The following is a 22,085-nucleotide window of genomic DNA, read 5'->3' on the forward strand; positions in this document are numbered from 1 at the left end:
AGACTGTGACGGCGGTGATGGTGCTCTTTGCGGCCGGTCCGGCAGGTCCCGGACGGCTCAGTGCAGGGTCTTCGCGACCAGTGCGGCGGCGGAGGCGTCGTCCTCGGTGCCCTCCGCTGCGATCTGGGCATCGACATGGGCGTGGAAATCAGAGATTTCGGAAGCTTCCCGATCGGCGTCCCATCCGAGGATCGGAGCGACGATGGCAGCGACCGCCTCGGCGGCGTTCTTGCCCCGGTCCGCGGTCTCGTAGTTCAGACGCAGACGACGCTCCAGGATGTCGCCGAGGTGGACGGCCCCCTCGGCGGCGGCCGCATAGTGGGCTTCGACGCGCAGGTAGCGTTCGGCGCCCGGCAGCGGTTCACCGAGTTCGGGATCCTCGTCGACGAGGTCGAGCAGATCCTCGATGAGGGTGCCGTAGCGGCGGATGAGACGTTTGACGCGGTCTTCGTCCCAGCCGTACTTCTCCGCGATCCCGGACTGTCCGCGGCGCAGCGCCCCGACCCCCTGCGCACCGAGCAGCGGCACGGATTCCGTCAGCGACCGACGGTCCTTCGCATCATCGCCGAGGGCGAAGTCGACGGCGTCCTCGGCCATCACCCGGTAGGTGGTGAACTTGCCGCCGGCGATGGCGGACAGGGCGGGCTCGACCTCCATCACGGTGTGTTCGCGGGAGACCTTCGTCGAGGCCTGCCCCTCCTTGACGACCGGCTGCAGCAGCGGCCGCAGTCCGGAGTAGACGCCGATGACATCGTCACGGGTGAGCTTGTTCGCCAGGATCGCATTCGCATGCTCAAGCAGGTACTCGATGTCCTTCGACGTCGCCACGGGGGCATCGACGTCCTGGTTCCACGGGGTGTCGGTGGTGCCGATGACCCAGTAGCCGTCCCAGGGGATGACGAAGAGCACGGACTTCTCGGTCTTCGAGATGATGCCGGTGTTCGGATCGGCCGCGATCTTGTCCTGGGCGACGGTGATGTGCACGCCCTTGGAGGCCAGCACCTTGAGACCGGCGTCGGCCTTCGCCAGATCCTGCTGCTCCTCGGTCCAGACCCCGCCGGCGAGGATCGTCCGGCGGGCGTGGATGTCGAATTCGTCTCCGGTGAGTTCGTCGCGGGCCCGCACGCCGGCGACCTCGTCGCCGTCGTGGAGGTAGCCGATGACGGAGACGTGGTTGGCCGCGGCTGCACCGTATCCGACGGCCGAGCGCACCAGCGTCATCACGAAGCGGGCGTCGTCGACCTTCGCGTCGTAGTACTCGAGTGCGCCGACCGCGGCGTCATCGGCCAGGCCGGGGAAGTGCGAGGTCAGCGCCTTCTTGCTCAGATGGCGGTGCATCGGCACTGCGCGCTTGCGGCCGGGGCGGGTGGCCATCGTGTCGTAGAGGAGGACGCCGGAGCCGATGAAGGCCCGGTCGATCAGGCGGTGCTCGAAGGGGAACACGAAGGCGACGGGTTCGACGAGGTGGGGGGCGGTGTGCGTCAGCAGCAGATCGCGTTCCTTGAGCGCTTCGGCCACGAGCTTGAAGTCGAGCATCTCGAGGTACCGCAGGCCTCCGTGCATGAGCTTCGATGACCGGGACGACGTCCCCGAGGCCCAGTCCTTGGCGTCGACGACGCCGACCTTGAGACCGCGGGTCGCTGCGTCGAAGGCTGATCCCGCTCCGGTGACTCCCCCGCCGACGATGAAGACGTCGAGGGGGTCGTCCGCACTGGTCTTCTTCAGCGTCTCGAGTGCCTGCTCGCGGAAGTTGGGGGACAGCTCACCATTTCGCATCGTCAAATCTGCGCTTTCTCTCGGACGTTCTCTTACGGACCTGCCCAGGTCCACCGTCGCCGGACCGGCCAGGTGCTCCCCAGTGCCGATGAGGCCGACAGTCAAAAACTAGCAGGCCATTATGAAATTGCGTACTGAACGGTAATTCAGATTGGCTTCAGTCGAGCGCGGCGATCGGTTCCACGCGCATCGCCGAGGACTGCTCGGCCGAATCGAGCAGGTCGAGTTTGCGCATGATGATGCCCTCGCGCAGCGCCCAGGGCGAGATGCTCATCACACCGACGTCGAAGATCGTGAAGGCCGCCTCGGCGACGATCGCGCCGGCGAGCACCTGACCGGCGCGAGCCTCGGAGACCCCCGGCAGGGTCGCCCGCTCCTGAGGGGTGCGCGAGGCCAGGGTGTCGATGATGCCTTCGAGGTCGCGGCGGAAGAGTTTGCGCGGGGCATAGATTCCGTCTCCGCTCGGAGCCGCCCCGGCGATGCGGGCCAGGGAGCGGAAGGTCTTCGAGGAGCCGACGACCTGGTCGGGGGCACCGACCCGGTTGATCTTGCCGGCGATGCGACCGATCTGCGCTCGAGCGTGCTTGCGCAGGCTGTGGATGTCCTCGGCCGAGGGGACCGGGTCGGGCAGGAAGTCCGAATAGGTCCGTCCGGCGCCGAGAGGCACCGAGACCGCCGCCTGCGGGTATTCGTCCTGGCCGGCCGCGATCTCGAGCGAACCGCCGCCGATGTCGAGCAGCAGGATCTTGCCGGCGGACCAGCCGAACCAGCGCCTGGCGGCGAGGAAGGTCACGCGCGCCTCGTCCTTGCCGGTCATGACGTTGAGAGTCACCCCGAGCTGGGCGTTGATGGAGTCGATGAGGGCGACACCGTTGGGGGCATCTCGAACCGCCGAGGTGGCGAAGGCCAGGATCTGCTCGGCTCCCTGGTCCTCGGCGATCTCGACCGCCTCGGCGATGAAGTCGCGCAGGTGCTCCTGGCCTTGTGCATCGATCGTTCCGTCGTCCGTGAGGTATTCGGCAAGACGGAGCACCTCCTTGTGGGAGGTCGCCGGCAGCGGCGGTGCTCCGACATGAGCATCGACGACCAGGAGGTGGACGCTGTTGGACCCGATATCAAGTACAGCTAAGCGCATTCGGTCAGTTTATCCCGTTCGCGGGCTCGGTCGACGCTTTCTCCGGGGATTGTTCTTCCCACTGACCGTCGAACGCATCGGCCGCTCCTTCGCCGGACGGCGCGACGACGGTCTCGGTGCTCAGGATCGGTCGCCGTCGTTCCAGTCGGACTTGGAGAAGGTGAACTCCGGAGAGCGCTTGGCGAAGAACGCCTCCTGACCACGGGCGATCTCCTCCTGATAGGCGGCATCGAGCCATTCCGGAGGAACGCCGTCGTCCGCTCCGGCATCCGCCGGGCCCGTCCCCTGCCCGGTCAGACGCCCGTCGAGGATCTCCTTGGCTCCGATCTGACTGAGCCGGGACAGTCCGACGATCCGCTCCCCCAGCTCCTGAGCGGCGGCCCGAGGCGAGTCCGAGACCTCGTGGAAGAAACCGAGCTCATCCATCTGCTCGAACTTCACGATCGAGGCGGTGACGAGGAGGTATCTGGCCCACGAATCGCCGAGGACCTGGGCCAGACGACGAGTGGGGCCGGGCGGGTAGACGAGGCCGAGTTTGGCCGCCGTGACGCCGAAGATCGAGCCGGGGGCGGCGATGCGGATATCGCAGGCGGCGGCGATCTCCGTGCCTCCGCCCACGCAGTTGCCTTCGATGGCTGCGATCGTCGGGGTCGACGAATTCGCCACGGCCGCCTCCGCGGTGGAGTTGAGCTGCCAGAAGTCGGGCAGCGCGACACCGAGGTCGCCGATGTCCGAGCCGGCGGAGAAGTGCCCTCCGGCACCGGTGATCACGAGCGCCCCGATCGAGTCATCGGCATCGACGGAGGCGATGATCTCGGGGATGGCACGCCACATCGGGCGGGAGAGCGCATTGCGCTTCTCGGTCCGATCGATGACGAGGGTTCCGACCCCACCGGAGACGGTGAAGTCGAAACCCTCGTGATCGACCGGACGGTGGGAACCGTCAGCGGTCATATGCTGTGCCTTCCGTGCCGCACTCAGCCCCGGCTGTCGGGGACTTCGCGCTGGTCATGACCGTCATAGGCGCTCAACGGTCGGATCAGGGCGTTGTTCGCCTGCTGCTCGAGGATGTGCGCGGTCCACCCGGTGATGCGAGACATCACGAAGATCGGGGTGAACTGCTCGGTGTCGAAGCCCATCAGGTGGTAGGCCGGGCCCGAAGGGTAGTCGAGGTTGGGGTAGATGCCCTTGCGCTCGACGAAATCGGACTCGAAGGTGTTGTAGAGATCGAGCAGATCCTTGGCGCCCTTGGCCTCGACCATGTCCTCGAAGGCCTTGCGCATGGTGGGAACGCGCGAGTCGCCGTTCTTGTACACACGGTGACCGAAGCCCATGATCTTGGCCTTGTTCGCCAGGGCCTCATCGATCCATGCCGAGACCCTGTCGGCCGTCCCGACCTCTTCGAGCATCGCCATCACGGCCTCGTTGGCTCCGCCGTGCAGCGGGCCCTTGAGCGCGCCGATGCCGCCGGCGACGGCCGAGTACAGGTCCGAGGTCGTCGAGGTGATCACGCGCGTGGTGAACGTCGAGGCGTTGAAGGAGTGCTCGGCGTAGAGGATCATCGACACATCGAAGCAGCGCACGACCTCCTCGGCGGGAACCTCGTCGAAGACCATCTTGAAGAAGTTCGCGGCATAGCCGAGGTCCTTCGTCGGGGCGATGGGGTCGAGGCCGTGACGGCGACGGTGGTCGATGGCCACGATCGTCGGCAGCTGGGCGTAGAGGCGCTCGGCCTTCGCGAGGTTCGCCTCCTCGCCTTCGACATCGGCCTCGGGGTCGACGGCGCCGAGGTAGGCCACAGCCGTCTGCACCACGTGCATCGGGTGGCAGTCCTTCGGCAGGTCGAGGATGAGCTGGACCAGCTTGTCATCGACCTGCCGCTGGCTGCGTTCGCGCTCCTGGAACTGCTCGAGCTGGGCTTCGGTGGGCAGCTCGCCGTTCCAGATCAGGTAGGCGACGTCCTCGAAGCTGCGCTTGGCGGCGAGCTGCTGGACGGGATATCCGCGATAGGTCAGGGAGTTGGTCTCCTGGACCACCTTGGAGACGGCCGTGGTGTCGACGACGACGCCGGCGAGGCCTTTCTTGATTTCTTCGGTCACTGGTGACCCTCCTGTGAGAAGTTGAATACGGCAGCGTCAAAGTCGTTGTACGCAGCGTAGTCGATCGTGTCATACAGGTCCGCACGGGTCTGCATCCCCTCGAGCAGGTCCACCTGGGTGCCCTCGTCGCGAATGGTCTGCAGGCCCGATTTGATCGCACCCATGGCGAGACGCAGGGTCGTGACCGGGTAGATCACGAGTCTGACTCCCACGTTCGCCAACTGCTCTGTCGTGAACAGTTCGCTCTTTCCGAATTCCGTCATGTTCGCCAGGATCGGCACATCGACACTGGCGGCGAACTTCTCGAATTCGCCCAGGTCGCGCATGGCCTCGGGGAAGATCAGGTCCGCTCCGGCGTCGGCATAGGCCTTCGCCCGGTCGATCGCCGCGTCGAGGCCCTCGCCGGCACGGGAATCGGTGCGGGCGCTGATGACGAAGTTCTCGTCGCGGCGGCCCTTGACGGCGGCCTTGATGCGCTTGGTCATCTCGGCGGCGGTGACGACCTCTTTGCCGTCGAGGTGACCGCAGCGCTTCGGGTTGACCTGGTCCTCGAGGTGGAGTCCCGAGATGCCGGCGTCCTCGAACTCCTGGACCGTGCGGGCCACGTTCATCGCCTCGCCCCAGCCGGTGTCGGCGTCGATAAAGGTCGGCAGGTTCGTCACCCGGGCGATATTGCGTCCGTGGTCGGCCACCTCGGTCATCGTGGTCAGTCCGATGTCGGGCAGCCCCATGGCCGCGGAGAACGCTCCGCCGGAGATGTAGACGCCCTCGAAACCGATCTGCTCGATGATCTGAGCGTTGATCGGATTGATGGCGCCGGGGAACTGGACGATCCGATCGCCGGCGAGCAGTTCGCGGAACTTCGCGCGGCGCTCGGCCGCGGTTGTCTGTGCGCCCAACATCAGAAGATGCCCTTCGATCCGCTGTGGGCGAGTCCGTCGACGGTGAAGGACAGCTCGGCCACGCCCTTGGCGTCGAGACTCTCGAGGTTCTCGGCCAGGTCGAGGAACCGGGCCTGCTCGGAATCGCTGACGATGCCCTCGGCCAGTGTCTTGAACTTCTCGACGTAGTTCGCCCGGGCGAAGGGACGGGCGCCGAGGGGGTGGGCATCGGCGACGGCGATCTCGTCGACCAGCGTCGAACCGTCCTCGAACTCGATCTCCACGCGGCCGCCGAAGGCCTTCTCGTTCGGGTCGATCGAGTGGTAGCGGCGGGTCCACTCCGGGTCCTCGGTCGTCTCAATCTTGTGCCAGAGTTCGACGGTGTCGGGTCGGCCGGCGCGCTCGGGAGCGTAGGAGTGCTCGTGGTGCCAGCCCTGGTCCTGCATGGCCACCGCGAAGATGTACATGATCGAGTGGTCGAGGGTCTCGCGGCTGGCACCAGGGTCCATCTTCTGCGGGTCGTTGGCACCGGTGCCGATGACGTAGTGGGTGTGGTGCGAGGTGTGGATGACGATGCGCTTGATCTTGCTCAGGTCCTCGATCTGCCCGCCGAGCTTGCGCGCGAGGTCGATGAGCGCCTGCGCCTGGTACTCGGCCGAGTGCTCCTTGGTGTAGGTGTCGAGGATCGCCCGCTTGGCCTCGCCCTTGCCGGGCAGCGGAATGGTGTAGCGGGCCTCGGGGCCCGACAGGATCCAGGCGATGAAGCCGTCCTCGCCTTCGTAGATCGGGTTCGGGGCGCCCTCACCGCGCATCGCCCGGTCGACGGCCTCGACGGCCATCTTGCCGGCGAAGGCCGGAGCGTGGGCCTTCCAGGACGAGATCTCGCCCTTGCGCGACTGCCGGGTCGCCGTGGTCACGTGCAGCGCCTGCTGGACGGCCTGGAAGGTCACCTCGGTGGGCAGGCCGAGCATGGCGCCGATTCCGGCTGCGGCCGACGGGCCGAGGTGGGCGACGTGGTCGATCTTGTGCTCGTGCAGGCACATGCCCTTGACGAGGTCGACCTGGATCTCGTAGCCGGTGGCCACGCCGTTGATGAGGTCCTTGCCGTCGATGCCCTTGTGCTGGGCGACGGCGAGGATCGGCGGGATGTTGTCACCGGGGTGGGAGTACTCGGCGGCGAGGAAGGTGTCGTGGAAGTCGAGTTCGCGCACGGCCACACCATTGGCCCATGCCGCCCACTCCGGGGAGAAGCGGTCGGTCAGCGGCAGACCGAAGATGCTGGCGCCGGGGCTGAAGGGATGGGTCTGCGCCTGTTCGCGAGCGTGCATCGGAGCCGAACGGCGCACCGAGGCGGCCGCCACGGAGGCGTTGTCGATGACGCGGTTGATGACCATCTCGGTGACGTCCGAATCGACCGGGGTCGGGTCGGATGCGACCTCCGCGATCTTCCAGGCGAGCTGATCCTCACGAGCCAGGTTCTCTGAGCTCTTATGAGTGCGGACTTCATGATCGATCATGGATACCCCTTCATAGTCCTCGACCGGTTCCGGTCAGAAAGTGCTGACACAACTGTAGGCCACGTCACTTGGGCAGGTCTCTGCCGGTCGGATATTTATCTCGACGTCAAGATACTTTACCCGATGTATGGGCTGCTTCACCACCAGAGCCGACGAAGCACTTCTGCCTCGGCCCACGTTGTGGGACGATTGCCTCATGACTCGAACTGCCCTGGACTTCGACGAGAATTGGTTCGACGACGCGGAGTACGCCCAGCTGCGCAGACGCATGCCGATCCCCTATGTCAACGCGATCCCGGTCCGGGTGGGCGAGTCAGGCAATGTCGAGCGCATCGGACTGCTGCTGCGCAGCCTCGACGACGGGACCCTGGGCAGGGAGGTCGTCGGCGGTCGCATCCGCTTCCACGAGACCATCCGCTCAGCACTCATGCGCCACGCGGAGAACGACCTGGGCCCGATGGCGCTGCCGGTCATCCCACCGGCGATCTCACCGTTCCACATCGCCGAGTACTTCCCCACCGAGGGCTCCTCGCTGCTGCACGATCCGCGCCAGCATGCGATCTCCATGTGCTTCATCCTCGAGGTCCGCGGAGAGTGCACCCCGCGCGCCGATGCGCTCAGCCTCGACTGGCTGACTCCCGAGGAGACTCAGCGCCCAGACATCACGAGCGAGCTCTGCTACGGCCAGGAGTACATCCTCAAGGCCGCACTCAGCCATCTGGGCTTCCCGATCTGAGCCTTCTGCTCCCGACCTGAGACCCCGACTCTCATCCGAGGCGCTTTTCTACGCTGTGTAGAACGGCCTTGCTAAACTGGTGCCGACGCTGACGAAACCGCCAGTCGGGGCCGTCGTCGGCGTCCGGGTTGGCCAGGCCCCGATCGAGAGGTTCGAGATGTCTGACCAGTCCCGCCCGCCCGAAGCACGTCCGTCCGAAGCCGGCCTCAACCGACACCTCGGCGTCCTCGTCGGCTTCGACGGGTCCGACCTCGCAGCCCTGGCCGTGCGCTCCGGCGCAGTCGAAGCCGAGCGGCGCAACACGACACTGACCGTCGTCACCGCCTATGCACTGCCGACGATGATCTACCCGAACATGGCTTCCATGCCCAGTGAGCCCGAAGGCGAGAAGGCGAAGCGGGAGGCGGAGAGTACACTCGCCGAGGCTGCCGAACTCCTGCGCGACCACCCCGGTGAGACGAGCTTCCGCACGGAGTCCGGTGATGCCGCCGGCGTGCTCGTCACGCTCAGCTCCGCCGCCGAGCTGGTCATCGTCGGCGCACGCGGACGCGGGGGCTTCCTCGGCCGCCTCCTCGGCTCCGTCTCCACCGCCCTGCCCGCCCACGCCCACTGTCCGACCCTCGTCGTCGGCAGGCGCGCCTCATCCGAGACCGCTGCCGATGGTTCCGTGGTCGTCGCCGTCGACGGCTCGGACTCCGGCCGCGTGGCCATGTTCACCGCAGCCGCCGAGGCCGGCGTGCGCGAGGCCCCGCTCGAGGTCGTGGCGGTGCTGCCGGCCGGAGACGAATGGCTCTACTGGTACCCCGAGCTCGAGCTCAGCTCGGAGGTCTCCGCGCGTCGGCAGAAGCAGCTCGCCGTCGGATTGGACAAGGAGGCGGCGAAGCTTCGTGAGCAGTTCCCGAACCTGTCCGTGTCCACCTCGGTGCCGGTCGGCGACCCCACTCAGACGCTGGTCGAGATCAGTGCCCGGGCGCAGCTGCTGGTGATGGGCACGCGGGGTCGCGGGAGGGTCAAGAGCGCTCTGCTCGGCTCCGTCTCCCGCGGGGTGCTCAACCACGCCCAGGGTCCGGTGATGGTGGTTCCGAGCTGATCAGCAAGGCGCCCGGCTGAGCAGGTGCCTTGCCCGACCCGGCGATGAGGTCGAGGCGGTCACCGCCCTCGCAGTCGTCCGTGACGACGGTGACCGCTCCGGCAGCGAGACCGTGACTGCGCTTTCGCCTGCCGTGGAGGATCTCAGTGCAGTGCGCTCCGACGCCGCCGGCTCGCAGCCAGCAGCAGAGCACCGAGGAGGATCGTTCCCGCGCCGAGACCGATCGGAAGTGCGAGCTCAGTTCCCGTGCGCGGCAGGTCGTCGCCGTCCTTCGAGGCGGAAGCTGCGTCTGACTCCGAGCCTGCCCCCGGCTCGCCGCCCTCGGCCTCGGCGTCCACAGCCGCTGGCGTGGATCCGTCGGCGTCCGCGGCGGTGTCAGCCTCATCGGCGCTTGTCTCGGTTCCGTCCCGGTTCGGTCCGGCTCCGCCCGAATCGGATTCGCCGCCGGCGGCATCGGCCCCACCACCGGCACCGTCAGCGTCAGCCCCAGCACCAGCACCGTCAGTATCAGCCCCAGCACCAGCACCGTCGGCATCGGCGTCGTCGTCCGGTTCCGGAGCTTCGTCCGAGGCGCGGCTGATCTCGACGTCGTCGATCTCCTCGGACGCGGCTTGGGCCGTGACCTGACCGTCGGTCCCGGTCGGCACTTCGTAGGTCGTCGCCCGCAGAGATCCGTCGGTGACGCGCACTCGCGTGAAGGCCGGAACGTCGTTGTGGACGCTCTTTGCCTCCCATTCGAGACCCGGAACATGATCGTAGAACTTCGAACCCGAGGATGAGGTCAGTGTGAGATACATCGTCTGCCCCGGCTCCTTCTCCTGAGCGATTCCGGCGTCGGACCCGTCGACCGGCTCGCCCTCGGCGTCCATGAGGAACGTTCGATTGTAGATGTGATCGTGGCCGGAGACGACGAGATCGATGTCGTTTCGGGCGGCCACCGGAGGAATGGCCTTCCGCAGCCTCCTCACATCGGCGTCATCGTTGTGGGTTGCGGTCGAATAGATCGAGTGATGGAATCCGAGGACCTTCCACCGTGCCTCGTCACCGTGCTCGGCGACGACCTCATCGATGAACTCAGCATGCTCGTCGGTATCGAGTTCGTTCGAGTTGATGTTGATGAACAGGACGCCTGAGTCGATGAACCAGTAGTCTCCTCCTGAGGTGATCGCACCTCCTCCGCCGTGGTCCCGGCTGACGTTCGGGCGGTTGAAGTGCTGCTCATAGGACTTCGAAGCCACATCGTGGTTGCCGATGGTCGTCGCTTGGGGGACCGTCCTGGTCGCATCGGGAGCGAGGTACTGCTCGTACTGGCTCTGGCTGTTCGCGATGTTGACCTGATCGCCCATGGAATAGAAGAAGCGCGGATCCTGTGCTGTGGCCAATGCCGAGTTCAGGGTTCGCTCCCAGCCGGCGGCGTCGTCCGGACGCCCTCCGCCGGAGCCGATCTGAGGATCGCCGAAGACGAGGAATTCGCTGTCGCCGCCGCTGGGGCCGGTGACGAAGTTCTCAACCGACGTATAGCCGTCCTCTTCGCTGCCGACTCGATAGGCGTACTCGGTGTCGGGTTCCAACCCGGTCATGGCCGCATGGTTGTAGTGGCGTCTGAGATCGATGGCGAGCCCGGAGTCGGTGGTCTCTGCACTCTGCGCATCGGCGGGCAGCTGCCCATCGTCGACCTCTGAGGCCTTCGCCCACCGAATCTCTCCCCCGCCGGAGCTCTCACTCATCCACGACAGGTTGCGAGAGGTCTCATCGCCGCCGACCTGAAGGACGGGATCGCTGATCGCGGACTCCTCCGTCACGTCGGCCTGGGCGGGAATGGGCGCGGCGACCAGCCCGGTCACCAGCGCCAGAACCGATGCGAAGCTGAATGATCTGTTGAGATGTTGAGTTTTCACCCGACCATTCCTACTGCTGGGTAATTAAAGCTCGCCTGTCGAGAGACGACCCACGACGAAACGACAGGTGAATTTCTGACAACGGAATCGACCGATCGTGCCGCCGCCCTGCCATCACCTGCCGCCGCCTGGCAATCCCCGTCGCCTGGGGTACAGTGGTGGCTACGACAGGGGAGCGCCGTCAGGGGCGCTGAGAGTGCAGGTGAAGCTGCAGACCCTCGAACCTGATGCGGTCAGTACCGCCGAAGGAAGTCGAGACTCTTCTACCCCTCCTTGATCCGAGGAGGCACAATGCCGAAAACCACCACGCCGAATTCCACGCCGTCGACCGCGCCGGCCCACACCCTGGCGCCGAAGACGAAGAAGTGGCGCGTCGTCGACTACGTCACCACCGCCGTGCTCGGCATCGCCGTCGGGCTCGTGTTCTGGGTGCTGGCGCTGAGCTGGAAGGTCCTCGAACTCGCGTTCCAGGCCTTCCCACCCTCGATCGGCCTCATCGCGGGCCTGTGGGTCCTCGCCGGGCCCCTGGCCGGTGCGATCATCCGCAAACCCGGTGCCGCGCTCCTGTGCGAACTCATCGCTGCTGTCGTCGAGGCGGTCCTCGGTTCCCACTTCGGCGCCACCGTGCTGCTGTCCGGGCTGCTCCAGGGCCTCGGTGCCGAACTCGTCTTCGCAGCCTTCGGGTACAAGCGGTTCACGCTCTGGATCACTGCGGCCTCGGGCATGCTGGCCGCAGCCTTCATGGCCGTGAGCGAGAACATCATGTACAACGCCGAATGGCAGTTCGGCTACCAGGCGATCTACGCGGTGTGTGCGATCGTGTCCGGTCTCGTCCTCTCCGGCATCGGGGCCTGGTACGCCTACCGTGCGATCGCGAGGACCGGGGCGCTGAGTTCGTTCGCCTCCGGTCGTCTGCGCTGATGGGCCTGCCGATCACGGCGCGCGGGTATTCATGGACCCACGCCGACCGCGATGAGCCGGCCGTCGGTCCGCTCGATCTCGACATCCCCGCCGGGCAGAAGGTCCTCCTGCTCGGCCCATCCGGAGCGGGCAAATCCACGCTGCTGCACGCGCTGGCCGGTGTCCTGCCCGAGGAGTCCGGCACCCCAAACGGTGAGCTGCTCGTCGGCGACACCGGCCCGGACCCGCACCGAGGTGAGACCGGATTGGTCCTGCAGGACCCCGAATCGCAGGTGATCTTCTCCCGGGTCGGCGACGACGTCGCCTTCGGAATGGAGAACCTCGGCCTGCCCGCCGAGACCATCGACTCCCAGATCCGCGAATCGCTGGCCGCGCTCGGTCTCGATCTGCGGCTCGACCATCCGACGGCGGCCCTGTCCGGAGGACAGAAGCAGCGCCTGGCCCTGGCCGGGATCCATGCGATGTCTCCGCAGGTGATCATCCTCGACGAACCCACGGCGAATATCGACGCGGACTCGGCCGGCGGGATCAGGGACGCCGTTCTCTCCGTCCAGGCGGCTAACTCGGCGACCATGGTCGTCGTCGAGCACCGGGTCGGCCTGTGGCTCGACCACGTCGACCGCGTCATCGTGCTCGGACGTGAGGGTCTGGTCGCCGAGGGGTCGCCGCAGAGCGTCTTCTCAGACCCGGGACTGACGGCCGCGCTCATCGGCTGCGGCATCTGGGTGCCGACCGGTCCCAACGCGCCGGCCGAAGAGCGGGCCCACCCCACCGCCGAGGCGGCTCCGGGCTCGGGAACCGACGACGAAGAGGGCGAGGTGCTGCTGCGGGCCGAGAGCCTGGCGGTGTCCCGTCCGCGTGCGAAGGCACCGGCGGCCGCCGGCATCGACCTCACCGTCCGGGCCGGACAGGCCGTGGGGATCGTCGGCCCCAATGGAGCCGGCAAGTCCACGACCGCTCTGACGCTGGCCGGCCTGCTGCCCGAGTTCGCGGGTCAGGTGACTGCCGAACCGGCGCTGCGGGGAAAGACCAGGCAGGTCCGGCCCTTCGCCTGGCCCTCGGCGCTGCTGGCACCGCGCATCGGCATGGTCTTCCAGGAACCGGCCCATCAGTTCCTCACCGCCGAAGTGGCCGCCGAGCTGAGACTGGGCCCGCACCTGGCCGGGTGGTCCAGGGCCGAGGTCAACGACCGCGTCGGGCAGCTGCTCGATGTGCTCGGTTTGAATGACCTGGCCGGGGCGCACCCGCAGAGCCTGTCCGGCGGAGAGAAGCGTCGCCTGTCGGTGGCGGCTATGCTCGCTCCCCGACCGCAGGTCCTCATCGTCGATGAGCCGACCTTCGGTCAGGACGCCCTGACCTGGGCCGGGCTGGTCGAGCTGTTCCTCGACGCGCTGGGCCGCGGCTCGGCGGTCGTCGCCGTCAGTCACGACCGTGCCTTCCTCGATGCGATCGGGGCCAGACGGGTCGATCTCGGCGCGTTCTCGACCCCCGCATCGGCGCAGGCACCGGCGGGTGGTCGCGGTGAGTGAGCAGCTCGCACGCAGGCGCTCCTCCGCCGAAGTCGGCGTCGAGGATCCCGGTCAGCTCATTCCCGTGGTGCGCACCACGGCGGTGGTCAGGTGCAATCCGCTGACGAAGATCGCCATGGCCCTCATCCTCATGGTCGGGGCGCTGCTGAGCATCGACGTCGTCTCCGCCGGTGTGGTGCTCCTGTTCTGCCTTCTCGGACTGCCTGCCACAGGCCTCGACCTCACCGCAGCCCTCAAACGACTGTGGTTCCTGCCGGCCGGGGCCCTGCTGGCGGCATGGGGCACGGCGATACTTGCGGAGAAGACCGGAACGGTCGTCATCGACGTCGGTCCCGTCCTCATGACCACGGGATCGCTGAGCGCGGCCGCGGCGATCTTCGTGCGCGCTATCGCCTTGGCGATACCGCTCATCGTGCTGGCCTCGACGATCGATCCGCGCGATCTCTCCGATGCCCTCATCCAGCATCTGCGGCTGCCGGAGGTCGTGGTCGTCTCCGTGCTCGCCGCCGGTCGGCTGCTGGGCCTGCTGGTCAGCGAGTGGCAGGTGCTGGCGATGGCCAGGCGGGCCAGAGGGATGGCCGGCGGTTCGCTCGCTCGGCGCACGAGGAGTCTGTTCAGCGCTGTCTTCGTTCTGCTCGTGGTCTCGATCAGGCGGGCGACGACACTGGCGATGGCGATGGAGGGCCGTGCCTTCGGTCGTCCCGGACGCACGTGGCGCAGGCGTTCGACGTTCGCAGTCCGGGACGTCGCCGCAGTGGTCTCGGCCCTGGTCGTGTGTGTGCTCGCCATCGTCGCCGCCCACGTGCTGGGCACCTGGAATCCGATCATCGCCGGTTGAGCGGTCGGCTCAGGCGGGGCGATCGGAATCGATCGGGCTCACCTGACCGATGAGGTCCTTGAGGTGCGCTCTCCATTCCTCGACCGCTGCGACGTCGGGCAGCCTGGAGACGGTGAGGACGAGCAGGGTGCGGTCAGCGGGCTTCGCCTCGGCGGCGGCTTCGAATCTCGTCCCGTCTTCGAGGCCCGCGCGCCAGAAGGAGCGCTTCTGGGTCCGCGACCGACGCGGCCGGTCCGTCAGTTCCACGCCCGCGTCCGGGCTGAGACCCTGCGGTGGACGGTCGTCGATGAGTTCGGCGAAACCGGCGATCACCTCGTCCCGGTCACCGGTGAGAGTGCGTGAGACGGCGACGTCGAAGGTGCCGTCGGCGCGCTGACCGGGCACCCTCCTGCCGATCTCCTGTTCGTAGGCGACGACCGCGCCCTGGACCCACCATTCGTGTCTGTCGACGATGCCGTCGAACTGCGGGCCGAGGGCCTCGGCGAGTTCCTTGTGGCTCGCCGAGGTCCCGCCCGCGGCCTCGAGGCGAGCGCGGATGGTCGACCAGGGTTCGCCGAGGGCCGTCTCGATCGCCTGCACATTCGCTGCTCTGGTCGCCATGGGGAGGAGTCTATTCCGACCCGGACCGGCTGTCGATGTCGAAAGGGCCCCTGGAGGAGCTCCAGGGGCCCTGGTGAGGGTGCGGCTGTGCGGGTCAGTCGATCTTCAGTTCGCCCATCTCGTCCCAGCCCTCGCCGTCGATCTTGCGCGAGATGATCTTCGGCGTCGAGGCCAGGTGCGGACGCATGGCTTCGAGTCCGGCGGCGAAGTGATCGCTCTTGACGTGCGGTTCCGCGCCTTCGTCGGTGAATGCCTCGACGAGGACGTACTCGTTCGGGTTCTCCAGGCTCTTCGACCATTCGAAGAAGAGGTTCCCGGGTTCTGCGCGGGTCGCCTCGGTGAAGGCGCGCACCGCCTCGGGGAACTCGTCGACGCTGTCGGGCTTCACGTCGTACTTCACAACGATGAAGATCATGATGGATTCTCCTCAGTCGGATCTCGGGTGGATCGTCGGTTATCGGATGGGCTCGGTGTCAGCTTAGTTCGCGACGGACCAGGTTTCGACCGGCCCCGAAGCCGCCTGGCCCATCGTGGTCCTCAGAGCCTCTCGGCGATGAGGACGAGGAAGTCGCTGTCGGCCTCGAAGGGGTGGAGTTCCCAGGTGGAGAACTTGAGGTCGATGAACATTCCGGTGGCCTTGATGTCCTCGGCGAAGTCGTCGAAGTCGTAGCCGCGACCGGCACCGAAACCGGACACGAGGCGACCACCGTGTTTGAGGGCCGATTTGATGTTGCCCAGCGTCTGTCGGCGTGATGCCGGGTCCAAGAAGGCGAGCACATTGCCGGCGCAGAAGGCCACATCGATCTCGGTGATCCCCGCCGCGGCGAAATCGAAGTCGGCGAGGTCACCGGTGTGCCATTGACCTGCCGGGAAGTCCTCCTCGGCGACGGAGATGAGGAATTCGTCGAGGTCGACGCCGAAGACGGTGTGTCCTTCGCTCAGGAGCAGCCCCCCGGCTCGGCCGGTCCCGCAGCCGGCATCGAGGATGCGGGCCTCGCGCGGGGCCATCGCATTGACGAAGCGGGCCTCTCCCCCGATGTCGTGGCCCGCGGCGGCGCGTTTGCGCCACATCTGCGCGTAGTTGGCCGAATGCTCGGGATTGGCCCTGCGTACCTGGTTCCACCGGTGATCGAAGCTCATAGCTCTCATCCTAGGAGATGCACCAGTGGTGCTGTCCGCGGCCGTCGTCGGGCCGGTTCTGGCTCGACGGGTGCCGGTGGCAGGCCCCGGCTGCCGAAGACGTCGAGATGTTCGTCGAGCGCCTTGTTCGACACGAGGTGATCGCGCTCGATCCCGCTCAGGATGCGACCTCGTAGACGCTCAGGATGCGACCTCGTGGACGAGCTTCGTCACCCCGTTCGAGCAGCTGTCTGACTCTCGCAGCCGCCGCATATCGTTGTCGCCCCGGCTGGACAGGCTCTTGCCTGCGCCCAGGAGCACCGGGAAGACCAGCAGGTTGTACCGGTCGATGAGGCGGGCATCGGAGAGCCTTCGGGCGAGTTCGGCACTGCCGTGGAGGAAGATGCCGCCGCCTTCGCCGCGCTTGAGCTCGGCCACCTCGTCGCTGGAGCGCAGGATCGCAGTCTGGCCCCAGCCGTCGTACAGTCCGTCCTCGCCGAGGGTCGTCGACACCACGTATTTCGGCAGATCCGCGTACGCGGCGTGGTCATCGGAGTCGCGCCAGACGGCAGCGAACGCCTCGTAGTTGCGACGGCCGAACATCAGTGTCCATCACCCAGCCTCCGCTGCGATGGCCCTCCTGTCGGCTTCCCGGTGAGTCCGCCAGCAGTGCTTCATGCGAAGACCTCGGCGACGACCTCGGCGACGGCGCGCACCGGCTCGCTCGGCTCCGGGGAGGTCAGGACGATGATCTCCCGGCCGCCCGCCTCGGCGACGGGGTGGAGTTCGACGTCGTCCCCGCCCAAGGACATCATGATCGGGCTCGCCAGGGTCAGTCCCAGCCCGGTCCCGGCCAGGGCGAGGGCGACGGCGGTGTCGGTGACGATATGCGTCTCCTTCGCGGTGATCCCCAGCGCCGAGGTGGCCAGGCGCATCGCCCGGCCGAAGAGGTCCTCGGCCGGTGGGAGGATCCAATCGGCCTCGGCCAGCTGCCCGGCCCGCGGTTCGGCCGATCCGGCGGGTACGACGATTCCGAAGTCCTCCTCAGCCACGGCCCGCCAGCTCACCCCGCGCATCGCCGGCAGCGGCACGGCCGGGTAGTTGATCCCGATCCCGAGGTCGATGACTCCGTCGATGACCGCCGTCGACATCGTCTCGACGTCGATCTCCCGGGCCCGGACCTCGATGTCGGGGTGGCGCTTGCCCAGCCGCCGCACCACCTGCGGCAGCGCCGTCGTCGACGCGGAGCCGAAGACGCCGAGGGTGACGATGGCCTCGCTGCGGAAATCCCTGCCGAGCATCGCCATCTCCGCCTGCTTCTGCGCAGCCAGGATGTTCCTCGCCCGCGGCAGCAGGGTGCGACCGGCCTCGGCGAGGACGAGACCGCGACCTCGGCGCAGGAACAGATCGGAGTCGACGACCCGACGCAGGGCGGTGATGTGCTGGGACACGGCTCCGACGCTGTAGCCCAGGTGCTCGGCCGCACGCGTCATCGAGCCGAGTTCTGCCACTGCGACGAAGGTGCGCAGCTGACCGAGTGTCCACGCCATGGGGGCATCCTAGCGTCTTTCACACTTGCTAAACAGAGTGTTCATGAACTCTCTCTTGTCCTTAACTGTGATCGGACGCACAATGGTGTCAAGTCACAGTCCGCCGACATCGCCGTCGGCATCTTCCGCCGCTGCGGCGACCGACGGAGGTCGCCGCGGCAGCAGACAGTGAGGTGAAACGTGGAGACCCCAGCCACTTCGACCAGCGCAGAGACCACGACCGGCTCGGTGCCCGAAAGCGCCTCGATCGTCATCATCGGAGCGGGTGTCATGGGCGCGTCGATCGCCTACCATCTGGCCGAGCGCGGAGTCGAGGACATCGTCCTCGTCGAACGCGACACCCCCGGAGCCGGTTCGACGTCGAAGGCGGCAGGGGGTGTGCGCTGTCAGTTCTCCGACGAGGTGAATATCGCCCTCGCCGCACGCGGGCTCGAGGTGCTGCGGACCTTCGAGGACGATTTCGGCGTCGACATCGATCTTGTCCGCAACGGCTACCTGTTCCTCCTCGACTCGGACGAGTCCGCCGAGGCCTTCGCCGCCAATGTCGCCCTGCAGCAGAGGATGGGCCTGGATTCGCGGATGCTCACCGTCGCCGAGGTGGCCGAACTCGCCCCCTACGTTGACACCGAAGGACTCGTGGCCGGAGCATTCAACCCCGGTGACGGCCATTGCACCCCCGAGGCCGTCGTGTCCGGCTACATCACCGCCGCTCGAGACCGCGGGGTGCGTGTGGTCAAGGACTGCGAGGTGACCGGTTTCGAAGCAGACGATGGCCCGGACCGTCGCGTGAGTGCGGTGCGCACCGATCGCGGCACCATCTCCAGCCCCCAGGTCGTATGCGCAGCCGGGGCCTGGTCGGGGCTGATCGGGCAGATGGCCGGAGTCGACCTGCCGGTCAAACCTCTGCGACGCGAGATCATGGTCTCAGAGCCCGTGGACTTCGATACGACCGGAATGCCGTTCACCATCGATTTCTCAACCAGCTACTACGTCCACCCGGAAGGCTCCGGTCTGCTCTTCGGCTGTCCCGACGAGGTCGACGACTGGTCGTTCAACGACAAGCGGGATCCGGACTGGCCGTCCACCCTGGCCGAGCACATCGCCGCCCGGACACCGGACCTCGGCGAGGTCGAAGCGGGACACGGGTGGGCGGGCCTGTACGAGATGACTCCCGACCACAATGCGCTCATCGGTGAGGCCGAGGAACTCGCAGGGTTCTTCTACGCCTGCGGATTCTCCGGCCACGGCTTCCTCATGGGCCCGGCCGTCGGTCAGGTGCTCGCCGATCTCATCACCGGCAGCGAGCCCTTCGTCGACGTCTCCCCGATGGACAAGCGCCGCTTCGCGACCACGGGACTGCGCAAGGAGCTCAACGTGGTCTGAGACCTCCGCCCCGACCCTGCCGGCAACGGCACCTGACTGGCCCAGATAACGGCATCCGACGAAAGGACGGCAATGACCGCACTGCCCACCGACCAGACCATCACCGAACTCCTGACTTCGGGACTGAACGCCTGCGGAGTCGACGCTGACGTGCTCGACGCGACGGCGGCCTCGGCGACCCTGCCCGCCCGCTCCCCCATCACAGGGCAGGAGCTCGGCACCATCGCCGCCGACACCGCTGCCAGCGCGGCGGACAAGATCGGCGCCGCCCGGCAGGCCTTCGAATCCTGGCGTGATGTGCCCGCGCCGGCACGCGGCCAATTGGTCCAGCGCTGGGGCCAGCTGCTGGGCGAGCACAAGGAGGATCTGGCGAAGATCATCACCGTCGAGGCCGGCAAGACCCCCTCGGAAGCGGCCGGCGAGGTGCAGGAGATGATCGACGTCTGCGAGTTCGCCCTCGGCCAGTCCCGCCAGCTGTGGGGCAAGACCATGCCCAGCGAACGTCCCGGGCACCGGCTGATGGAGACCTGGCATCCGCTCGGCGTCGTCGGGGTCATCTCCGCGTTCAACTTCCCCGTGGCCGTGTACTCGTGGAACACGGCGCTGGCACTGGTCGCCGGTGACGCGGTGGTGTGGAAGCCCTCGGAGAACGCCGTGCTCGCCGCCCTCGGAGCGCAATCGCTGCTGTCGCGGGCCGCCGCCGAGGTGGGGGCGCCGGAGGACCTCGCACCCGTCCTCGTCGGCGGTCGGGACATCGGCGACGTCATGGTCCGAGATGATCGAGTGGCCCTGGTCTCGGCGACCGGCTCGGTGCGGATGGGACGTGAGGTCGGCCCCGTCGTGGCCGAGCGCTTCGGCCGGATCCTGCTCGAGCTCGGCGGCAACAACGGTGCCATCGTGGCGCCGAGCGCGGACATCGACCTGGCCCTGCGCGGGGTGGTCTTCGCCGCGGCCGGCACCGCCGGCCAACGCTGCACGACCCTGCGCCGGCTGATCGTGCACGAGTCCATCGCCGATGAGTTCGTCGACAAGGTCGTCGCCGCCTACAAGACGCTGAGCATCGGCTCGCCGACCGATGACGGGGTGCTCGTGGGACCGCTCATCAACGAGGGCGCCTACGAAGCGATGCAGGCGGCCCTCGAGCAGGCGAAGTCCGAAGGCGGCGAGGTCCTCTGCGGCGGCGGGCGCGTGCTGGCCGAGGAGCGTCCGGATGCTCACTACGTCGAACCGGCGGTCGTGCGGATGCCCTCACAGACGGCGGTGATGAAGGATGAGACCTTCGCCCCCATCCTCTATGTCGTGACCTATTCGGATCTCGACGAGGCACTCGAGATCCACAACGACGTCCCGCAGGGGCTGTCCTCGGCGATCTTCACCTCCGAGCTCGCCGAATCCGAGAGGTTCATCTCGCGATCGGACTGCGGCATCACCAACGTCAACATCGGCACCTCGGGAGCGGAGATCGGCGGTGCCTTCGGCGGCGAGAAGGAGACCGGCGGCGGACGCGAATCCGGCTCCGACTCGTGGAAGGCCTATATGCGGCAGGCCACGAACACGATCAACTACTCCGGCGAGCTGCCGCTGGCGCAGGGCGTCGAGTTCCTCTGATCCCACCTCCTGCCGCGCCCGGCTCCCTGCCGCTCGTTCAAGGGCGGGCTCAGATATGGCGTCGTTGAACATTCCATATCTGAGCCCGCCCTTGATCGAGCGTGCGGCCTACGCGCCCGATAGCTGCCCCAGCGTCATGCGTCGGGAAAGCTCTCGGCAGCTGCTCGCTCCCGGCGCTTCTTTCTGTAGTCGATGAGCTGAGCGATGAGACCGAGCACGGCCAGCGGCGCGAAGACACACAGCCAGAGGATCCACTTGCGGTCATCTTCACGCAGGAGATCGGCTCGCGAGGTCACCGACAGCGCGAATGTCATGCCGAGAGCGAATGCCGCGACGATGTTTCCCATGCCCTGAACCCTACTTTCGAACAAGCCCTCCTGTGAATGCGCGAAGCGGCTCGCAGCCGAAATCGGGTGATCTGCCGCCCCGACGGCGACGGGCCCGGAAATGATAGGCCCCTCACTGCGACCACCTAACCGGATGCGCCCGCGACCGCGGCGGGGCCAGGGACTAAAATCGGAGTCGAAACCCCGTGCCTGCCGAAGGAGAAACCCTGTGATTGAGCTGAAGACGCCTGCCGAGATCGACAGGATGGCGGTGACCGGCCGTTTCGTCGCGAAGACCTTGGCGGAGCTGACCTCGATCGCAGAACCCGGTATGGACATCATGCATCTGGAGAAGCGGGCCCGGAAGCTCATCGAGGACGCCGGCGCGAAGTCCTGCTACTGGGACTACGCGCCGTCATTCGGTTCGGGGCCCTTCCGCAATGTCATCTGCCTGTCGGTCAACGACGGAGTCCTCCACGGCAAGCCCCACAGCTATGTGATGGCCGACGGCGATCTGCTGACCCTCGACTTCGCTGTGTCCATCGACGGTTGGGTCGCCGACGCCGCCCGTTCCGTCGTCGTCGGTGATGGCCGCGACGAGGATCAGCGTCTCATCGATTCCACCTGGGCCGGGCTCGAAGCCGGCATCGGCGCGGCGCAGGCGGGCAACCGCCTCGGCGATATCTCGAAGGCCATCGGAGACGTCGCCGATGCTCAGCGCATCCCGGTCAATCTCGACTTCGGCGGTCACGGCCTCGGCCACACGATGCATGAGGATCCGCACGTGCCCAACCGAGGCAAGGGCGGTCGCGGACTCGTGCTCAAGCCCGGTCTGACCCTGGCGATCGAACCGTGGTGGTCGTTCACCTCGAAGAAGCTCACCGTCGACAAGGACGGGTGGACGCTGCGCCTGGCCGATGGTTCGAACGGCGCGCATTCGGAGAATACGATCGCCATCACCGAGGACGGCCCCAGAGTCCTCACGGTCGTCGACTGACCGTCTGCCGCACTGGCCGGCGACCGCACTGACAGCCTGCCGCACTGCCGGACGAGGGCGCCCGATCGTCGGGCGCCCTTTC

The 22,085-nt window shown here is 67.1% G+C and carries 21 protein-coding genes and 1 riboswitch; of the genes, 8 read left to right on the forward strand and 13 right to left on the reverse strand.

Annotation, left to right across the window (positions count from 1 at the left end; genetic code table 11):
- Window positions 1-57: 57 nt before the first annotated feature.
- The 6 genes from IG171_RS11645 to IG171_RS11670 form a co-directional block, all read right to left on the reverse strand.
- The gene (locus tag IG171_RS11645; protein WP_212131655.1) at window positions 58-1,776 is read right to left on the reverse strand and encodes a glycerol-3-phosphate dehydrogenase/oxidase; all 1,719 of its coding nucleotides are present in this window, start codon (window positions 1,774-1,776) and stop codon (window positions 58-60) included.
- A 157-nt stretch (window positions 1,777-1,933) separates the two neighbouring features.
- Window positions 1,934-2,911, reverse strand: coding sequence for a Ppx/GppA family phosphatase (locus tag IG171_RS11650; protein WP_212127615.1), 978 nt, complete (start codon window positions 2,909-2,911; stop codon window positions 1,934-1,936).
- A gap of 120 nt (window positions 2,912-3,031) precedes the next feature.
- Window positions 3,032-3,865 carry an enoyl-CoA hydratase/isomerase family protein gene (locus IG171_RS11655; protein WP_212127616.1) on the reverse strand — a complete coding sequence of 278 codons (834 nt, stop codon included), beginning with the start codon at window positions 3,863-3,865 and terminating at the stop codon, window positions 3,032-3,034.
- Window positions 3,866-3,888: 23 nt separating this feature from the next.
- Window positions 3,889-5,010, reverse strand: a complete 1,122-nt coding sequence (locus IG171_RS11660) for a bifunctional 2-methylcitrate synthase/citrate synthase (RefSeq protein ID WP_212127617.1) — start codon at window positions 5,008-5,010, stop codon at window positions 3,889-3,891.
- A complete protein-coding gene (prpB, locus tag IG171_RS11665; protein WP_212127618.1) occupies window positions 5,007-5,912 on the reverse strand; it encodes a methylisocitrate lyase in 906 nt (301 codons plus the stop codon). Before prpB ends, IG171_RS11660 begins: the two co-directional genes overlap by 4 nt.
- On the reverse strand, window positions 5,912-7,408 hold the full coding sequence (locus IG171_RS11670) for an MmgE/PrpD family protein (RefSeq protein WP_212127619.1): 1,497 nt from the start codon (window positions 7,406-7,408) through the stop codon (window positions 5,912-5,914). The genes prpB and IG171_RS11670 overlap by 1 nt, the downstream gene beginning before the upstream one ends.
- 196 nt (window positions 7,409-7,604) lie before the next feature.
- Here IG171_RS11670 and IG171_RS11675 point away from each other — a divergent pair, with 196 nt between their 5' ends.
- Window positions 7,605-8,144 carry a DUF4916 domain-containing protein gene (locus IG171_RS11675; RefSeq protein ID WP_212127620.1) on the forward strand — a complete coding sequence of 180 codons (540 nt, stop codon included), beginning with the start codon at window positions 7,605-7,607 and terminating at the stop codon, window positions 8,142-8,144.
- Between the two features lie 157 nt (window positions 8,145-8,301).
- Window positions 8,302-9,234, forward strand: a complete 933-nt coding sequence (locus IG171_RS11680; protein WP_212127621.1) for a universal stress protein — start codon at window positions 8,302-8,304, stop codon at window positions 9,232-9,234.
- 143 nt (window positions 9,235-9,377) lie between these two features.
- Here the strand turns inward: IG171_RS11680 and IG171_RS11685 are convergent, their stop codons facing one another.
- Window positions 9,378-11,132 carry an FN3 domain-containing metallophosphoesterase family protein gene (locus IG171_RS11685; protein ID WP_212127622.1) on the reverse strand — a complete coding sequence of 585 codons (1,755 nt, stop codon included), beginning with the start codon at window positions 11,130-11,132 and terminating at the stop codon, window positions 9,378-9,380.
- A gap of 159 nt (window positions 11,133-11,291) precedes the next feature.
- Window positions 11,292-11,400, forward strand: a riboswitch (TPP riboswitch).
- Between the two features lie 23 nt (window positions 11,401-11,423).
- Here IG171_RS11685 and IG171_RS11690 point away from each other — a divergent pair.
- Genes IG171_RS11690 through IG171_RS11700 form a run of 3 tightly spaced genes read left to right on the forward strand, consistent with a single transcriptional unit; the run spans window position 11,424 to window position 14,420 of the window.
- Window positions 11,424-12,053, forward strand: coding sequence for an ECF transporter S component (locus tag IG171_RS11690; protein ID WP_212127623.1), 630 nt, complete (start codon window positions 11,424-11,426; stop codon window positions 12,051-12,053).
- A complete protein-coding gene (locus tag IG171_RS11695; protein ID WP_212127624.1) occupies window positions 12,053-13,582 on the forward strand; it encodes an ABC transporter ATP-binding protein in 1,530 nt (509 codons plus the stop codon). The genes IG171_RS11690 and IG171_RS11695 overlap by 1 nt, the downstream gene beginning before the upstream one ends.
- Window positions 13,575-14,420, forward strand: coding sequence for an energy-coupling factor transporter transmembrane component T (locus IG171_RS11700; protein WP_249203659.1), 846 nt, complete (start codon window positions 13,575-13,577; stop codon window positions 14,418-14,420). Before IG171_RS11695 ends, IG171_RS11700 begins: the two co-directional genes overlap by 8 nt.
- A 9-nt stretch (window positions 14,421-14,429) precedes the next feature.
- On the opposite strand, the gene IG171_RS11705 is transcribed toward IG171_RS11700, so the two are convergent.
- From IG171_RS11705 to IG171_RS11725, 5 genes are all read right to left on the reverse strand, one after another.
- Entirely contained in the window at window positions 14,430-15,020 is a 591-nt protein-coding gene (locus tag IG171_RS11705) for a hypothetical protein (protein WP_212127626.1), read from the reverse strand.
- Between the two features lie 94 nt (window positions 15,021-15,114).
- Window positions 15,115-15,435, reverse strand: coding sequence for a putative quinol monooxygenase (locus IG171_RS11710; protein ID WP_212127627.1), 321 nt, complete (start codon window positions 15,433-15,435; stop codon window positions 15,115-15,117).
- A 122-nt stretch (window positions 15,436-15,557) separates the two neighbouring features.
- Window positions 15,558-16,160: a class I SAM-dependent methyltransferase gene (locus tag IG171_RS11715; protein ID WP_212127628.1), complete on the reverse strand. Its 603-nt coding sequence runs from the start codon at window positions 16,158-16,160 to the stop codon at window positions 15,558-15,560.
- Between the two features lie 180 nt (window positions 16,161-16,340).
- On the reverse strand, window positions 16,341-16,742 hold the full coding sequence (locus tag IG171_RS11720; RefSeq protein ID WP_249203660.1) for a dihydrofolate reductase family protein: 402 nt from the start codon (window positions 16,740-16,742) through the stop codon (window positions 16,341-16,343).
- 71 nt (window positions 16,743-16,813) lie between these two features.
- The gene (locus IG171_RS11725) at window positions 16,814-17,689 is read right to left on the reverse strand and encodes a LysR family transcriptional regulator (protein ID WP_212127629.1); all 876 of its coding nucleotides are present in this window, start codon (window positions 17,687-17,689) and stop codon (window positions 16,814-16,816) included.
- 180 nt (window positions 17,690-17,869) lie between these two features.
- Between IG171_RS11725 and IG171_RS11730 the strand changes: the two genes are divergently transcribed.
- Window positions 17,870-19,072, forward strand: coding sequence for an FAD-binding oxidoreductase (locus IG171_RS11730; RefSeq protein ID WP_249203661.1), 1,203 nt, complete (start codon window positions 17,870-17,872; stop codon window positions 19,070-19,072).
- A gap of 72 nt (window positions 19,073-19,144) precedes the next feature.
- Window positions 19,145-20,680 carry an aldehyde dehydrogenase family protein gene (locus tag IG171_RS11735; RefSeq protein WP_212127630.1) on the forward strand — a complete coding sequence of 512 codons (1,536 nt, stop codon included), beginning with the start codon at window positions 19,145-19,147 and terminating at the stop codon, window positions 20,678-20,680.
- Between the two features lie 134 nt (window positions 20,681-20,814).
- On the opposite strand, the gene IG171_RS11740 is transcribed toward IG171_RS11735, so the two are convergent.
- Window positions 20,815-21,027, reverse strand: a complete 213-nt coding sequence (locus IG171_RS11740) for a hypothetical protein (protein ID WP_212127631.1) — start codon at window positions 21,025-21,027, stop codon at window positions 20,815-20,817.
- 208 nt (window positions 21,028-21,235) lie between these two features.
- Here IG171_RS11740 and map point away from each other — a divergent pair, with 208 nt between their 5' ends.
- Window positions 21,236-22,003, forward strand: coding sequence for a type I methionyl aminopeptidase (gene map, locus IG171_RS11745; protein ID WP_212127632.1), 768 nt, complete (start codon window positions 21,236-21,238; stop codon window positions 22,001-22,003).
- The last annotated feature ends 82 nt before the right edge of the window (window positions 22,004-22,085 follow it).

This window comes from Brevibacterium sp. SMBL_HHYL_HB1, from assembly GCF_018208375.1.
Lineage (GTDB): Bacteria > Actinomycetota > Actinomycetes > Actinomycetales > Brevibacteriaceae > Brevibacterium > Brevibacterium intestinavium.

Excerpts from the sequence above, each read along its gene's own strand:
- IG171_RS11645 (WP_212131655.1), bottom strand. The coding sequence starts at position 1,776 with ATGCGAAATGGTGAGCTGTCCCCCAACTTCCGCGAGCAGGCACTCGAG.
- IG171_RS11650 (WP_212127615.1), bottom strand. The coding sequence starts at position 2,911 with ATGCGCTTAGCTGTACTTGATATCGGGTCCAACAGCGTCCACCTCCTG.
- IG171_RS11655 (WP_212127616.1), bottom strand. The coding sequence starts at position 3,865 with ATGACCGCTGACGGTTCCCACCGTCCGGTCGATCACGAGGGTTTCGAC.
- prpB (WP_212127618.1), bottom strand. The coding sequence starts at position 5,912 with ATGTTGGGCGCACAGACAACCGCGGCCGAGCGCCGCGCGAAGTTCCGC.
- IG171_RS11670 (WP_212127619.1), bottom strand. The coding sequence starts at position 7,408 with ATGATCGATCATGAAGTCCGCACTCATAAGAGCTCAGAGAACCTGGCT.
- IG171_RS11675 (WP_212127620.1), top strand. The coding sequence starts at position 7,605 with ATGACTCGAACTGCCCTGGACTTCGACGAGAATTGGTTCGACGACGCG.
- IG171_RS11680 (WP_212127621.1), top strand. The coding sequence starts at position 8,302 with ATGTCTGACCAGTCCCGCCCGCCCGAAGCACGTCCGTCCGAAGCCGGC.
- IG171_RS11690 (WP_212127623.1), top strand. The coding sequence starts at position 11,424 with ATGCCGAAAACCACCACGCCGAATTCCACGCCGTCGACCGCGCCGGCC.
- IG171_RS11695 (WP_212127624.1), top strand. The coding sequence starts at position 12,053 with ATGGGCCTGCCGATCACGGCGCGCGGGTATTCATGGACCCACGCCGAC.
- IG171_RS11705 (WP_212127626.1), bottom strand. The coding sequence starts at position 15,020 with ATGGCGACCAGAGCAGCGAATGTGCAGGCGATCGAGACGGCCCTCGGC.
- IG171_RS11710 (WP_212127627.1), bottom strand. The coding sequence starts at position 15,435 with ATGATCTTCATCGTTGTGAAGTACGACGTGAAGCCCGACAGCGTCGAC.
- IG171_RS11715 (WP_212127628.1), bottom strand. The coding sequence starts at position 16,160 with ATGAGCTTCGATCACCGGTGGAACCAGGTACGCAGGGCCAATCCCGAG.
- IG171_RS11720 (WP_249203660.1), bottom strand. The coding sequence starts at position 16,742 with ATGTTCGGCCGTCGCAACTACGAGGCGTTCGCTGCCGTCTGGCGCGAC.
- IG171_RS11725 (WP_212127629.1), bottom strand. The coding sequence starts at position 17,689 with ATGGCGTGGACACTCGGTCAGCTGCGCACCTTCGTCGCAGTGGCAGAA.
- IG171_RS11735 (WP_212127630.1), top strand. The coding sequence starts at position 19,145 with ATGACCGCACTGCCCACCGACCAGACCATCACCGAACTCCTGACTTCG.
- IG171_RS11740 (WP_212127631.1), bottom strand. The coding sequence starts at position 21,027 with ATGGGAAACATCGTCGCGGCATTCGCTCTCGGCATGACATTCGCGCTG.